Raw genomic sequence first — 13,325 nt, 5'->3', positions numbered from 1 at the left:
CGCTGCCGGCCGGGCGCCCCGCCGCCTCGGACACCGCGATCCGGCCGTTGTTGAGCGCCGCGAGCAGGTCGGGGTCGCCGGCCGCGAACACCGCCCGCAGCCGGTCCCGCGCGGCCCGCGCGGGCTCGCCGTCGGCCAGGTAGAGCAGGGCGTGGCCGGCGCGCAGCCCGCCGCGCAGGTAGGCCGCCAGGACGGCGTGCCGTTCCGCGCCGTTGCCGTAGGCGAGGAAGAGATGGTCGCCGAAGCGCATCTCCCCGACCGCCGTGCGGTCCCCGCCCGCCATGAGCGACACGTCCCTCCGCTCGCCAGGTCCGGTCCCCGGTTCACCCGGTCCGTTCCACGACCGCCACTCCGGACCGCGCCAGCAGCCCGGACTCGCGCAGCCGGCCGGCCAGCTCCGGGGCGGCGCCGCGCAGCAGCAGGCCGCGGTTCGCGCCGAGGCCCGGCAGGTCCGCGTCGGCCAGCAGCCGCAGCCCGGCCTCGTCGCAGCGGGTCAGCCCGCCCAGGTCCAGGCAGAGCAGGCCCGCCGTGGACGCGACCGACGCCAGCACCTTCTCCGCCGCCGGGCTCGTCGCGGCGTCCAGCACCCCGGCCAGCGCCGCTCCCGGCGGCGCGAAGGTCGGCGTGATGCGCAGCGCGCCGTCGTCGTAGTGGTCGTCCGCCCGCACCCGGCCCATGTGGCCGGCCTCCAGCTCCGCCAGCCGCGCCTCGTCGAACCAGCGGCGGTCGAACTGGCAGATCGCCATCGCCTTCAGGTCGGTGGTCATGAACACCTGGTCGAGCATGCGCTCGAAGTCGCCGTGCCGCTCGGTCCCGGGCCAGCGGCGCAGCGAGAACCGCGCCTCCCCGGCGATCCGGACCCCCGGGTAGCCCTGCACGAGCGCCAGGTCGATCTCCGTGGCCATCAGCTCCAGGCTCTCGTCCGGATCGAACCTGCCGCTGGCCAGGAACGTCTCCTCGGCGGTGCGGACGACGAAGTGCCCGGCATCCAGCGCCGCGGCGAAATCGAAGCCGTCGTCCTCCTGCGGGCGGACGGTGTCGGGCCCGGCGTCCGCCCGGCTGCCGAGCCAGGCGGCGACGTCCCGGCCGGGCACCGCGTCGGAGATGTAGATCACCTTGTGGCCGGCGCGCACGCCGTCGCGCACGTAGGTGGCCATGACCGAGCGCCGCTCGGCCTCGCTGTCGAAGAACAGGCACAGATGGTCGCCCAGCTCCATCGAGCCCACGGGCTTGCTGTGACCGGCCGTTGCCGGCATCGCGGCCTCCGGTTGACGTAGGGCCCGCCGTCCACGGCGGGCCTGGCGGCGTCCCCTCACCCCCAGTGGACACCACTGACGGCGTCCGCGTCCCGACAATCGGTGATGTCGCGCATGGCCGGGTGCGGACGCGCGTGGACCGGCTCTCGCCGCCGCGCCGCCGCCGGCGCGCGCCGCCGCCGCGTCGCCAGGGCGTGCTACCAGAGGGCGCGGACGAGGCCCTCCTGCAGCATCGTCAGCCAGTCGTAGGCCGCGAACATCGGCGCGCGCGGGTCGCGCGGGTCGAGCTGCTCGGCCTCCTCGTACCACTCCTCGCTGATGTCCAGCCGGGTGCCGAGCGCCAGCCGCACGTCGTTCAGCGCGCGCAGCCACATCTGCGCATGCTCCTTGTCGAGGACGATGTCGGCGCCGGGGTCCTTCAGCTCGTCCAGCACCGCCTGCGCCGCCTCGCGCTTGCCGTCCCGCAGCCCCATCTCGGTGTAGCGGCGGAACTCCCCGGCCGCCTCGCCGTCGTCGCGGTAGGCGTCCGGGAACAGCCGCGCCAGCACCGGGTCGTCCGGCTTGACGGCGTTCTCGGCGATGCCCATGGAGGCCAGCTCGCCCTCCTCGCCCGGGGCGTCCCCGAGCAGCGACACCAGCTGCTCCATCAGCGCCCGCACGAGCACCGCCTCCTCGGCCTCCAGCCGCACGACGACGCCCTTGCGGGTCTTCTTCACGTTGCTCATCGGATCGCTCCGCCGATCGGCTCCGGGATCAGTTCTCCTCGAGGGGCTTCGCCGGGACCGGTTCCTCCCGAGGGGGGACACCCCCCTGCACCCCCCGGCCGGCTTCGCCGGATCAGTCGTCCCGCTTCACGGTGGCCCACAGCCCGTAGGAGTGCAGGATCTCCACGTCCCGCTCCATCTCCTCCCGGGTGCCCTTGGCCACGACGGCACGGCCCTTGTGGTGGACGTCGAGCATCAGCTTCTCGGCCTTGCTCTTGGGGTAGCCGAAGACGGCCTGGAACACGTACGTGACGTACGACATCAGGTTGATCGGGTCGTTCCAGACGATCGCCAGCCAGGGCCGGTCGGCGCGCACGTCCTCCTCGGCGTCGGGCCGCTCCAGCTCGACCGGTGCGGGTGCCGTGCTCATGATCCCGCTCCGCCGCTCATGACGTTCATCGGCCGCGTCTCCCCCTTTCCGCGCGTTGTCGGGCCGCCCACGCACCCGATGCTATGCGTCCCCGGGCCGTCCGGTGCGATCTTCGCGCGCCGCCCGCACCCCGCCGGAGCGCGCCACCGGGTGTGATGGCCTCCACGTCCATGGTGCCCGCACCTGGCCTTAGGGTTCCACTTGTGGACCTTGACGACGGCACCGCACTGCTGACCGACCAGTACGAGCTGACGATGCTGCAGGCCGCACTGCGCAGCGGGACGGCCGGCCGGCGCGCGGTCTTCGAGGTCTTCGCGCGCAGCCTGCCGGCCGGGCGCCGCTACGGCGTCGTCGCGGGGACCGGGCGGCTGCTGGACGCGATCGAGGCGTTCCGGTTCGACGCCGCGGAGCTGGAGTTCCTGACCGCCAACGGGATCGTGGACGACCCGACGGCGCATTGGCTGGAGAAGTACCGCTTCTCCGGGAACGTCTGGGGTTACGCCGAGGGCGACTGCTACTTCCCGGAATCGCCGATCCTGGTGGTGGAGGGGACGTTCGCGGAGGCGGTCCTGCTGGAGACCGTCGCGCTGTCGATCCTCAACCACGACTGCGCGATCGCGTCGGCCGCGTCCCGGATGGTGCACGCCGCGCAGGACCGCCCGATCATCGAGATGGGGTCGCGGCGCGCCCACGAGCGCGCCGCCGTCGCGTCCGCCCGCGCCGCCTACATCGCCGGGTTCACCACCACCTCGAACCTGGAGGCGGGCCGGCTCTACGGCGTCCCCACGGCCGGGACGAGCGCGCATTCCTTCACCCTCCTGCACGACAGCGAGCGGCACGCCTTCGAGGCGCAGCTGGCCGCCCTCGGCGAGGGCACGACGCTGCTGGTCGACACCTACGACGTCGAGCGGGCCGTCCGGACGGCCGTGGAGCTGGCCGGGCCGTCCCTCGGCGCCGTCCGCATCGACAGCGGCGACCTCGGCGTCATGGCCCGCCGCGTGCGCGAGCAGCTCGACTCCCTGGGCGCGCACGACACGCGCATCGTGGTGACCGGCGACCTCGACGAGTACGGCATCGCCGCCCTCGCCGCCGCGCCGGTGAACGGCTACGGCGTGGGGACGTCCCTGGTGACGGGGTCCGGCGCCCCGACCGCCTCCCTCGTCTACAAACTCGTCGCCCGCGCCGACGGCCCGGACGACGACGCGCCCATGCGCCCGGTCGCGAAGCGGTCCACGGGCAAGCCCAGCCGCGGCGGCCGCAAGAGCGCCGTCCGGCGCATCGATGCCCACGGCACCGCCTACGCCGAGACGGTGTCGGTCGGGGAGCCCGCCCCGGGCCGGCGGGACCGCGTCCTGCACGTCCCGCTCGTCCGCGACGGCGAGATCGTCGGCCGCGAGTCGCTGCGGGACGCCCGCGAGCGGCACGTCCGCTCCGTCGCGGAGCTGCCCCCGACCGCGCTCCAGCTGTCCAAGGGCGAGCCCGCCGTGCCGACCGAGTTCGTCGAGGGCGGCCCGCGCACCTGAACGGCGGGCGGGCGGCGGCCTCCGGCCGGACGGCGCGCTGAAGAGCACCGGGGACGCTGGGGTAGCGTCGACGGCGGGGAGAAAACCGGCAGAGGAGCGGTCGTGGGCAAGAAGGCTCTGATCATCGTGGACGTGCAGAACGACTTCTGCGAGGGCGGGTCGCTGGCCGTCGGCGGCGGCGCGGGCGTGGCCGCGGCCATCTCCGGCCACCTCGCCGGGCACCGCGCCGGCTACGCGCACATCGTCGCGACCCGCGACTTCCACCTCGACCCCGGCGCCCACTTCTCCGACCGGCCCGACTTCGTCGACAGCTGGCCCCCGCACTGCGTGATCGGCACGCCCGGCGCCGACTTCCACCCCGGCCTGACGCTCGCCCCCATCGAGACGGTGTTCAGCAAGGGCCGCGAGACCGCCGCCTACAGCGGCTTCGAGGGCGTCTCCGACGACGGCGCCCCGCTCGCCGACTGGCTCTCCGCCCGCGGCGTCGACGCCGTGGACGTCGTCGGCATCGCCACCGACCACTGCGTCCGCGCGACCGCCGTCGACGCCGCCCGCGCCGGGCTGCGCACCACCGTGCTGCTCGACCTCACCGCGGGCGTCGCCAAGACCACCGTCGACCGCGCCCTGGAAGAGCTCGGCCGCGAGGGCGTGGCGCTGTCCGGCGAACCGGTCGTGAGCGCCTGAACCGTGGACACCCCCCGAGAAGTCACCGTCATCCTGGTCGCCGGCGTGTCGGGCAGCGGCAAGAGCACCGTCGGGAGCCTGCTCGCCGAGCGGCTCGGCTGGGACTACGCCGAGGCCGACGCGTTCCACTCCCCGGCCAACATCGCCAAGATGCGCGCCGGGCACCCGCTGACCGACGCCGACCGCGCCCCCTGGCTGCGCGCCATCGCCGCCTGGATCGACGACCGCCTCGACTCCGGCCGGCCCGGCGTCGTCACCTGCTCGGCCCTCAAGCGCGCCTACCGCGACGAGCTGGCGGGCGGCCGGCCCGCCGTCCGCACCGTGCTGCTCGACGGCGACCGCGACGTCATCGCCGAGCGGATGCGCAGGCGGCACGGCCACTTCTTCGGCGCCGGCCTGCTCGACAGCCAGTTCGCCGACCTCGAGCGCCCCGCCCCGGACGAGCACGTGCTGACCGTCCCCATCACCGACTCCCCCGAGGAGACGGTCGCCAGGATCATCAAGTCCCTGGACCTGTCGCCCAAGCACTGAGGGACGGCCGCGGAGCGGCCGAGCGGGGTCAGGCGCGCTTGGTGGCCCATTCGCGGATCTTGGTGATCCGCTGCCGGATCTCCTCGGCGCTGGCCTGCGGGACGGGCGGGCCGCCGCAGGCGGTGCGCAGCTGGCTGTGGATCACGCCCTGCGGCTGCCCGGTGCGGTGGTTCCACGCGTTCACCAGGCCGTTCAGCTCCTTGCGCAGGGCGTGCAGGTCCTCGGCGGCGGTGCGGTCGGCGCGCGGGTCGCCGGTCTTGCGGCGGCGCTCGTTGGCGACCTGGTCGGCCTGCCGCTTGCGCAGCAGCTGCGTCACCTGCTCGGGCTCCAGCAGCCCGGGGATGCCGAGGAACTCCTCCTCCTCGGCCGAGCCGGGCTGCGCCTGCATGCCGAACTCGCCGCCGTCGTACAGGACGCGGTCGAACGTCGCGGACGCCTCGACGGTCTCGAACGGCAGCTCCTCGCCGACGTCGGCCGTGTCCTGCTTGCGGTTGGCCTCGGCGAGCAGGTCGTCGTCGAGGCCGTCCTCGCGGACCGGCCGGTCGAGGACGTGGTCGCGCTCCTCCTCCAGCTCGGCGGCGTGCCCCATCAGCGTCGGCACCGACGGCAGGAACACCGACGCGGTCTCGCCGCGCCTGCGGGCGCGGACGAAACGGCCGATCGCCTGCGCGAAGAACAGCGGCGTGCTCGTGGACGTGGCGTAGACGCCGACGGCGAGGCGCGGGATGTCGACGCCCTCGGACACCATCCGGACGGCGACCATCCACCGGTCGTCGGTCTCGCCGAATGCCTTGATCTTCTTGGACGCGGTCGGGTCGTCCGACAGCACGATCGTGGCGCCCTGCCCGGTGACCGCGCGCAGCATCTTGGCGTAGGCGCGGGCGGACTCGTGGTCGGTGGCGATGACCAGCCCGCCCGCGTCCGGGATGGCGCGGCGCAGCTCGGTGAGGCGGCGGTCGGCGGCGGCCAGCACCTGCCTGATCCAGTCGCCCTTGGGGTCGAGCGCGGCCCGCCACGCCTGCGCGGTCTGGTCCTGGGTGAGCGGCTCGCCGAGCGTCGCGGTGATCTCGTCGCCGGCGCGGGTGCGCCAGCGCATCTCCCCCGCGTACGCCAGGAAGATCACCGGCCGGACGACCCCGTCGGCGAGCGCCGGGCCGTAGCCGTAGGTGTAGTCGGCCCGGCTGCGCCTGATCCCGTCCGGGCCCTCCTCGTAGAGGACGAACGGGATCGGGTTGATGTCGGTGCGGAACGGGGTGCCCGACAGCGCGAGCCGCCGCGTCGCCGGCTCGAACGCCTCCCGGACGGCGTCGCCCCAGGACAGCCCGTCGCCCGCGTGGTGCACCTCGTCGAAGATCACCAGGGACTTGCGCGACTCGGTGCGGTTGCGGTGCAGCGCCGGGCGCGCCGCGACGGTCGCGTAGGTGACGGCGATGCCGTCGAAGTCCTTGCCGACGGGGCCGTCGCCGTTCTGGTACTCCGGGTTGATCTTGATGCCGACGCGGCCGGCGGACTCGGCCCACTGCCGCTTCAGGTGCTCGGTCGGGCAGACGATCGTGATCGCCTGGATGATCCGCCGCTCCATCAGCTCGCGGGCCAGCCGCAGCGCGAACGTCGTCTTGCCGGCGCCGGGCGTGGCGACGGTGAGGAAGTCGCGCGGACCGGGCTGCCGCCCGTCCACGCCGAAGTAAGCCTCCAGCGCCTGCTGCTGCCAGGCGCGCAGGGACTGCGCGGTCCCCCAGGCGGCCCGCTCGGGGAACGCGGGGGGCATGCTCGATGCGGCGAAGGTGCTCACGGTCATAGCAGGCTACCGAGCCCCACCGACAGATCGCGCCTCCCCGGCCTCCCCTGTGCCGCGATCCACACTCCGGTGGCCCCGCTTGTGCCGGTGCTTCGGGGCGCGGTACGCGGCCCACGCCGCCCGGATGCGGCGGCCCTGACCTGCGGTGAAGCTCCGCATGCAGGAGTCGAACCCGTAGTTCATGAAGTTGTGCACCGGGTCGTCGCCACGCTGGGGACAGGTGTCCTTGTAGTGCGGACATCCTTGCGCGGGCGTCGCCTCGTACGGGGTGTCGGACACCCCGTCGCCCGGCGGCGTGCACCCGCCCTGGAACGTGTGCAGCAGCCCCAGCCAGTGCCCGATCTCGTGGACGGCGGTGTAGCCGCGGTTGAAGCGCCGGTACGTGCCGTGCGGGAGGCTGCGGTAGTCGACGACGACGCCGTCCATGCGCGGGCTCTTGCGGTACCACTGCGGGAAGGTGGAGAAGCCCAGCACGTCCCGGCCCACGGACGCGGTGTAGAGGTTGAGCGTGCCGCGCCCGCCCTTGCGCAGCCGGTGCTTGATGGGGCTCTCGTACTTCTGCGGGTGGTAGAACCAGGCGGCCTTGTTCGTGGTGTCGTAGCCGACGAGGCGGAACCGCACGCCGGTGTCGGCGCCGCCCGTCCGCCCGCTGTAGGCCGCGTTCAGCGTGGCGATCTGACCGCGGGCGGATGCTCCGGACAGCCGGCCCGCCCGTCCCGCGGCAAGAGCGTGGAACCGCACCGGGATCGTCAGCCGGGCCCGGCGCCTCCCGGTCTCGGACCACTGCGTGTCGAGCCGCTCCTCGTCCGGCGTCCCGTACCGCTCGCGCAGCGTCCGGTGCAGGTCCGCGAGCATCGCGACGACTTGGCCGCGCGTCAGGTCCCCGTCCCGGTCACGTGGGTGCGCCGCCCGCGCCGCCGCCCCCGGCACGCAGTCGTCCTTCCCCGCCGAGACGGCCTTCCCCGCTGAGACGGTCTTGTGCGCCCCGGCCGTCCGGGCCCGCCCCCGCGTGCCGTCACTCATCGAAATCGGCACCGCACACGCTGTGACCAACAGTGCGCACACCGAAACCCCGGCGAACCGCCGCATCTGTCCCCCGTATGTCCCCGTTTGTGGAAAGCAGTGTGGAAACGCGAAGGCCCCGCGGCCGGGCGTCCGCCTGCCGGCGCACGCTCGACCGCGGGACCGCCGCGGGCGCGGGCGGGCCCGCGGGCCCGGCGCCCTCAGCCGGCTCTCAGCCGGCCGTCACTCGTCGCCCTGGCCCCCGCCCGACTGCATGGACTCGTAGATCTCCTTGCACTCGGGGCAGACCGGGTACTTCTTCGGGTCCCGGTTCGGCACCCAGACCTTGCCGCACAGCGCGATCACCGGAGTGCCCGTCACCGCGCTCTCGGTGATCTTCTGCTTCTTCACGTAGTGGGCGAACCGCTCGTGGTCGCCGTCACCGTGCGAGAGGTCCGGCCGGACGTCCTGCTGGGTGTCGCTCTCGGGAAGGATCTTCGTACTCACGTCATCACCTTAGTTCAGCGTCGGGTCCTCGGGGAAAGTGGAGACGAACGCCAGGTCACCGCCCTGCCGGCGGAGCACCTCCTGCCACAGCCGGTCCGGGTCGGCGGCGAACACGTCGCCCGCCTCGGCCGGCACCAGGTACCACGCGCCGTCCTCGATCTCGCCGCGCAGCTGCCCGGCCGACCAGCCGGCGTACCCGGCGAACACCCGCAGCTGCAGCAGCTCCGCCGCGAGCAGTCCCGGCGGGGCCTCCAGGTCGACCAGGCCGACCCGGGCGACCTCCGAGCCGCCCTCCAGCGCCCGCCAGCCGAGCGGCTCGTCCTCACCGGGCAGACGGGCCAGGGCGAGCGCGTTGTCCAGCGCGACCGGGCCGCCCTGGAACACCACCGAGGGGCCTGTCACCAGCTCGGCCCACGGGGGCAGCACGCGGTCGACCGGAATCTCGGTCGGCCGGTTGAGGACAACTCCCAGCGTGCCTCCGTCGAAATCGTGCTCGACCACCAGGACGACGCTGCGCCTGAAGTTGGGATCCTCCAATTGCGGGGTCGCGACCAGCAGAAGCCCCACCCTGATGCCGTCTTCCATGGGTTCCATCATGCGTTGCGCGGACCTCCCACGGCACGTCCCCCCGCTCGTTAGCCTGTTAGGCATTCCTAGCGATGGGGATATCGGCACCACAACCGCCTAGGTTGAGAATGATCCCGGATCACCCGGCCGCCCGCTCGACGCCCCCCGCGGGTCAGGAGGACAGCGATGCAGTTGCCCAGGGTCGTCATCGCCGCAGTGTTTCTCGTCATCGGAGCACTGATCGCCATCCCGGCCCTGACGAAGTCGTCGGGCTCCGGCGCGCGGGCCTCCTCGACCACCTCCGCGTCACCGAGCCCGAGCACGTCCGGCACGGGCTCCTCGTCCTCGCCCTCCCCCTCCGGTTCCACGACGCGCAAGCCGTCGAAGACGCCGACGAGCGCCCCGCCGAGCAGCGGGACGCCGCAGCCCGTCTCGGCCGCGATCGGGTCGGTGTCGTGCCCGGCGCGCTCGGTCCGCATCACGATCCGCAACACCGGGACGCAGAGCGAGGACTACACGGTCGTCAAGAACGACGACAGCGCCACCGTCCCCGGCACCGTCGCGCCGCACGACAGCAAGACCGTCAAGGTGGAGCTCAAGGAGGACCGGCGCACGCTCGTCCAGGTCGACTGGGCGAACAAGCGGATCGAGAGCCGCACGCTCAAGGCGAACTGCAAGCACGCGGGCGCCGCGCCGAACAAGACCACGCCCAGCAAGCTGCCGCACACCGGCCCCGACACCGTGCTGTGGGCACGGGCCGCGACCGGCGTCGGCGTGATGCTCACCGGTGTGGTCATCTTCTGGTACGGCGGGATCTGGCCGCGGCGCCGCGAGCAGGTCTTCGCCAAGAAGGGCGACTAGCCTCCGCCGGGCCCCTTAGGCCTCGGTGCGGGGGCGGCCGCCGGCGGCCTCGCGGACGGCGCCGGCGACGCGGGACGCGACGTCCGGGTGGAACACGCTCGGCACGATGTAGTTCGGGCCGAGCTCGCCCGGCGTGACGACCTCGGCGAGCGCCTGCGCCGCCGCGGCGAGCATCCCCTGGCTGACGCCGTTGGCCTGCGCGTCCAGCAGCCCGCGGAACACGCCGGGGAACGCCAGCACGTTGTTGATCTGGTTCGGGTAGTCGCTGCGCCCGGTGGCGACGACGGCGGCGTGCTCGCGCGCCTCGTCCGGCGACACCTCCGGCTCCGGGTTGGCCAGCGCGAAGACGATCGCGTCCTCGTTCATCGTCGCGATGTCGTCGCCGTTGAGGATGCCCGGTGCGGAGACGCCGACGAAGACGTCCGCGTCCTTCACCGCGCCGCGCAGGTCGCCGGAGTAGCCGGCGGTGTTGGTGTGGTCGGCGATCCAGCGCAGCGAGTCGTCCAGGTCGTCGCGGCCCTTGTGCACCGCGCCCCGGTAGTCGCAGACGATCAGGTCGCGCGCGCCGGCGTGCATCAGCAGCTTCAGGATCGCGCTGCCGGCCGCGCCCGCGCCCGCCATCGTGATGCGGACCGAGCCGATGTCCTTGCCGACGACTCGCAGCGCGTTCGTCAGCGCCGCCAGCACGCAGATCGCGGTGCCGTGCTGGTCGTCGTGGAACACCGGGATGTCCAGCAGCTCGCGCAGCCGCCGCTCGACCTCGAAGCAGCGCGGCGCGGAGATGTCCTCCAGGTTGATGCCGCCGAACGCGGGCGCGAGGATCTGGACCGTCCGGACGATCTCGTCGGTGTCCTGGGTGTCCAGGCAGATCGGCCACGCGTCGATGCCAGCGAACCGCTTGAACAGCGCCGCCTTGCCCTCCATCACCGGCAGCGCCGCCTCCGGGCCGATGTTGCCGAGGCCGAGCACCGCCGACCCGTCGGTGACCACCGCGACGCTGTTGCGCTTGATCGTCAGCCGGCGGACGTCCTCGGGGTTGCGGGCGATCGCCAGCGACACCCGGGCGACGCCGGGGGTGTAGGCCATCGACAGCTCGTCGCGGTTGCGCAGCGGCACCTTCGACTGCATCTCGATCTTGCCGCCGAGGTGCATCAGGAAGGTCCGGTCGCTGACCTTGTGGATCTTGATCGAGTCGATCTTCTCCAGCGCGCTCGCGATCGCCTCGGCGTGCTGGGTGTCGCGGGTGGCGATCGTCACGTCGATCCGCAGCGTCTCGTGCCCGGCGGTGTTGACGTCGAGGGCGGTGACGATGCCCCCGGCGTTCTCGACCACGTGCGTGATCTGGCTGACCGCCCTGCCGCCGGCCGGGACCTCCAGCCGGACGGTGATGGAGTACGAAACGCTGGGCACGCTCGCCACGACAACCTGCTCCCTCTAGCTACCGGGTACGTCCTCGTCCCGGCCGCCGCGTCCCTGGGTGGGCACGGACGCCCGGGGGCCGACGCCCTCTCCGCCGCGGGCGGCTCACAGCCCCCGCGCCGCGGCCGCGATCACATCGGCGGCGGCGGGCACGGGCAGCCTCGTGGTGTCGATCACGAGGTGGTAGAGCCGCGGATCGGCGGGGTCGGCCCCGTAGAAATGCTTCACGTAGGCCGTACGGGCGCGGTCGTTGTCATCGAGCATACGCTCAACATCGCGGTCCGGCGTCCCGGTCGCCCCACCCGGACCCCGCGTCCCGCCTGCGGCACCGCCCGCGCGCCCGCCCGCCGGTGCGCCCGCGGCCTTCGCCGGTGCGCCCGCGGCCTTCGCCGGTTCCCCCGTGCCCTTCGCCAGTTCCCACGCGACGACGGCCAGCCTGCGCTTCCGCGGCCCGTCCAGCCGGACGTGCAGCGCGCCCGGATGGTCGGCGAGCACGATGGCGGCGGCGCGGCCGAGCAGCACTCCGCCGCCGTGCTCCGCCGTGCGGTGGATGAAGCGCTCGGTGTGCTCGACGAACTCCTCGGGCCGCAGGATCGCCTGCTCGGGCAGGTAGACGTCCATCGCGCCGAGCGCGACGTTCGGCAGCCGCGCAGCGCCCGCGAGGATGCGGCCGATGCCGCTCTCGGCGCGCCCGTCGTGCGCGAGCGCCTCCTCCAGCGTGCAGCCGATCTCACCGGCGACCTGCACGGGGATGGCACGGTCGAGGAACGGCAGCGCCAGCCGGTCGGCGACGGCGGGCCCGACGAGGTCGCCCCGCGCGCCGAACGCGGCCGAGATGGTCACGACGCGAGCGCTCACACCTGAACCATGCCCGATTCCCGGCGGGGCAAGGGCGCGAACCCGCCGAAATCCCCACCCTGCACGGCGATCCGCCCGACCGTGACTCCAGGGCCCATGATCGCCGGGGTTGCTAGAACAGGGCCGCTTGGAGGGAGCGGCGGGCCTTGCCGACGCGCGGGTCGTCCGGCGGCAGCAGCTCGAACAGCGACAGCAGGTGCGTGCGGGCCGCGTCGCGGTCGTCGCCCGCGCTGCCGCGCACCGCGGTGACCAGCCGGGCGAACGCGTCCTCGATCCGGCCGGACACCATCTCCACGTCCGCGGCGTGGATCTGCGCCTGCACGTCGCCGGGCTTGGCCGCGGCCTCCTGGACGGCGCGCTCGGCGTCCAGCCCGCGCACCCGCAGGCTGAGCTCCACCAGCGACAGGCCCTGCTTGGCCTGGCCGTCCCGCGGGTCGCGGGCCAGGATCTGCTCGAACGCGGCCTTCGCGCCGTCGAGGTCGCCGCGCTGGAGCGCGTCCTCGGCCGCCGCGTAGACCGACTCGGCCGGGGAGGGCTCCTCGCCCGCCGGCGCGGCCTCGCCCTCGGGGGCCTCCGGCAGGATGCCCTCCTGGCGCAGCGCCTCGAAGAGCTGGTCGATCGCCTGCCGGACCTGCGGCTCGGGCGCCGCGCCGTTCAGGAACGGCAGCAGCTGCCCGGCGACGACCGCCGCGACGAACGGGATGCCGCGCACGCCCATCTGCTGCATGTACGCGCCGAGCTGCGGGTTGGCGTCGATGTCGACCTTGGCGAGGATCCACTTGCCGGCCGCCTCGGTGGCGAGCTTCTCCAGGATCGGGCCGAGCTGCTTGCACGGCCCGCACCAGTCGGCCCAGAAGTCCACGAGGACCGGGACGCTCTGCGACCGCTCCACGACCTCGGTGTTGAACGTCTGGTCGGTGACGTCCACGACGTACTGGCCCGCGCCGCCGCCTTCGGCGGCTCCGCCGGCCGGACCGCCCGCGGGCTCGGCGCCGGCGTGCGCCCGGCGCTCCTGCTGCTTCCTGGTGGCCGCCTGGCGGGCCCCCAGGTCAATGGCCCCGTGCAACGAAAAGTCCCGAGAAGGCATGGGTCCATCCTGCCCCATGACCGCCCCCGTCCGTGCCCCCGTCCGCTGCGAGCGGAGCGCGCCGCCCGCCGGCCACGCCCGCGACGCCCCGGTCCGAC

Annotated in this window: 15 protein-coding genes; 4 read left to right on the top strand and 11 right to left on the bottom strand. The window is 73.6% G+C overall.

Annotated features, from left to right (window positions below; all coding sequences use genetic code 11):
* The 4 genes from ABD296_RS40095 to clpS form a co-directional block, all read right to left on the bottom strand.
* Nucleotides 1-292: MEDS domain-containing protein (locus ABD296_RS40095; protein WP_344280322.1), on the bottom strand; the 292-nt coding region annotated here is incomplete at its 3' end.
* 31 nt (nt 293-323) lie between these two features.
* Nucleotides 324-1,256, bottom strand: coding sequence for an MEDS domain-containing protein (locus ABD296_RS40090; RefSeq protein ID WP_344280319.1), 933 nt, complete (start codon nt 1,254-1,256; stop codon nt 324-326).
* Nucleotides 1,257-1,453: 197 nt separating this feature from the next.
* Nucleotides 1,454-1,981: a DUF2017 domain-containing protein gene (locus tag ABD296_RS40085; protein ID WP_344280316.1), complete on the bottom strand. Its 528-nt coding sequence runs from the start codon at nt 1,979-1,981 to the stop codon at nt 1,454-1,456.
* Between the two features lie 112 nt (nt 1,982-2,093).
* A complete protein-coding gene (gene clpS / locus ABD296_RS40080) occupies nt 2,094-2,390 on the bottom strand; it encodes an ATP-dependent Clp protease adapter ClpS (protein ID WP_344280312.1) in 297 nt (98 codons plus the stop codon).
* Between the two features lie 170 nt (nt 2,391-2,560).
* On the opposite strand from clpS, the gene ABD296_RS40075 reads away from it, so the two are divergent.
* From ABD296_RS40075 to ABD296_RS40065, 3 genes are all read left to right on the top strand, one after another.
* Nucleotides 2,561-3,913 (top strand): nicotinate phosphoribosyltransferase, encoded by a 1,353-nt coding sequence (locus tag ABD296_RS40075; protein ID WP_344280309.1) that lies wholly within the window; start codon nt 2,561-2,563, stop codon nt 3,911-3,913.
* A 102-nt stretch (nt 3,914-4,015) separates the two neighbouring features.
* Nucleotides 4,016-4,597, top strand: a complete 582-nt coding sequence (locus tag ABD296_RS40070; protein ID WP_344280306.1) for an isochorismatase family protein — start codon at nt 4,016-4,018, stop codon at nt 4,595-4,597.
* A 3-nt stretch (nt 4,598-4,600) separates the two neighbouring features.
* Nucleotides 4,601-5,128, top strand: coding sequence for a gluconokinase (locus ABD296_RS40065; protein ID WP_344280303.1), 528 nt, complete (start codon nt 4,601-4,603; stop codon nt 5,126-5,128).
* Between the two features lie 28 nt (nt 5,129-5,156).
* Here ABD296_RS40065 and ABD296_RS40060 read toward each other — a convergent pair whose 3' ends face one another.
* From ABD296_RS40060 to ABD296_RS40045, 4 genes are all read right to left on the bottom strand, one after another.
* Entirely contained in the window at nt 5,157-6,896 is a 1,740-nt protein-coding gene (locus ABD296_RS40060; protein WP_344280325.1) for a DEAD/DEAH box helicase, read from the bottom strand.
* Nucleotides 6,897-6,932: 36 nt separating this feature from the next.
* Nucleotides 6,933-7,949: a zinc metalloprotease gene (locus ABD296_RS40055; protein ID WP_344280300.1), complete on the bottom strand. Its 1,017-nt coding sequence runs from the start codon at nt 7,947-7,949 to the stop codon at nt 6,933-6,935.
* A 222-nt stretch (nt 7,950-8,171) separates the two neighbouring features.
* The gene (locus tag ABD296_RS40050; protein ID WP_344280297.1) at nt 8,172-8,435 is read right to left on the bottom strand and encodes a DUF3039 domain-containing protein; all 264 of its coding nucleotides are present in this window, start codon (nt 8,433-8,435) and stop codon (nt 8,172-8,174) included.
* Between the two features lie 9 nt (nt 8,436-8,444).
* Nucleotides 8,445-9,020, bottom strand: a complete 576-nt coding sequence (locus ABD296_RS40045) for a YqgE/AlgH family protein (RefSeq protein WP_344280294.1) — start codon at nt 9,018-9,020, stop codon at nt 8,445-8,447.
* 168 nt (nt 9,021-9,188) lie between these two features.
* On the opposite strand from ABD296_RS40045, the gene ABD296_RS40040 reads away from it, so the two are divergent.
* Nucleotides 9,189-9,863: a hypothetical protein gene (locus ABD296_RS40040; RefSeq protein WP_344280291.1), complete on the top strand. Its 675-nt coding sequence runs from the start codon at nt 9,189-9,191 to the stop codon at nt 9,861-9,863.
* Between the two features lie 15 nt (nt 9,864-9,878).
* Here ABD296_RS40040 and ABD296_RS40035 read toward each other — a convergent pair whose 3' ends face one another.
* The 3 genes from ABD296_RS40035 to ABD296_RS40025 all read right to left on the bottom strand — a co-directional run bounded on the left by ABD296_RS40035 (nt 9,879) and on the right by ABD296_RS40025 (nt 13,206).
* A complete protein-coding gene (locus ABD296_RS40035; protein WP_344280289.1) occupies nt 9,879-11,282 on the bottom strand; it encodes an NAD-dependent malic enzyme in 1,404 nt (467 codons plus the stop codon).
* 105 nt (nt 11,283-11,387) lie between these two features.
* Nucleotides 11,388-12,140, bottom strand: coding sequence for a cytidylate kinase-like family protein (locus ABD296_RS40030; RefSeq protein ID WP_344280287.1), 753 nt, complete (start codon nt 12,138-12,140; stop codon nt 11,388-11,390).
* Nucleotides 12,141-12,252: 112 nt separating this feature from the next.
* The gene (locus ABD296_RS40025) at nt 12,253-13,206 is read right to left on the bottom strand and encodes a tetratricopeptide repeat protein (protein WP_344280284.1); all 954 of its coding nucleotides are present in this window, start codon (nt 13,204-13,206) and stop codon (nt 12,253-12,255) included.
* Nucleotides 13,207-13,325 lie beyond the last annotated feature (119 nt).

This window comes from Actinomadura napierensis (assembly GCF_039529375.1).
Classification (GTDB): Bacteria; Actinomycetota; Actinomycetes; order Streptosporangiales; family Streptosporangiaceae; genus Spirillospora; species Spirillospora napierensis.
Note: the sequence above shows the minus strand (reverse complement) of the source record. Positions and strands in the feature narration are given on the sequence as shown.

Excerpts from the sequence above, each read along its gene's own strand:
- ABD296_RS40090 (WP_344280319.1), bottom strand. The coding sequence starts at position 1,256 with ATGCCGGCAACGGCCGGTCACAGCAAGCCCGTGGGCTCGATGGAGCTG.
- ABD296_RS40085 (WP_344280316.1), bottom strand. The coding sequence starts at position 1,981 with ATGAGCAACGTGAAGAAGACCCGCAAGGGCGTCGTCGTGCGGCTGGAG.
- clpS (WP_344280312.1), bottom strand. The coding sequence starts at position 2,390 with ATGAGCACGGCACCCGCACCGGTCGAGCTGGAGCGGCCCGACGCCGAG.
- ABD296_RS40075 (WP_344280309.1), top strand. The coding sequence starts at position 2,561 with ATGGTGCCCGCACCTGGCCTTAGGGTTCCACTTGTGGACCTTGACGAC.
- ABD296_RS40060 (WP_344280325.1), bottom strand. The coding sequence starts at position 6,896 with ATGCCCCCCGCGTTCCCCGAGCGGGCCGCCTGGGGGACCGCGCAGTCC.
- ABD296_RS40055 (WP_344280300.1), bottom strand. The coding sequence starts at position 7,949 with ATGAGTGACGGCACGCGGGGGCGGGCCCGGACGGCCGGGGCGCACAAG.
- ABD296_RS40045 (WP_344280294.1), bottom strand. The coding sequence starts at position 9,020 with ATGGAAGACGGCATCAGGGTGGGGCTTCTGCTGGTCGCGACCCCGCAA.
- ABD296_RS40040 (WP_344280291.1), top strand. The coding sequence starts at position 9,189 with ATGCAGTTGCCCAGGGTCGTCATCGCCGCAGTGTTTCTCGTCATCGGA.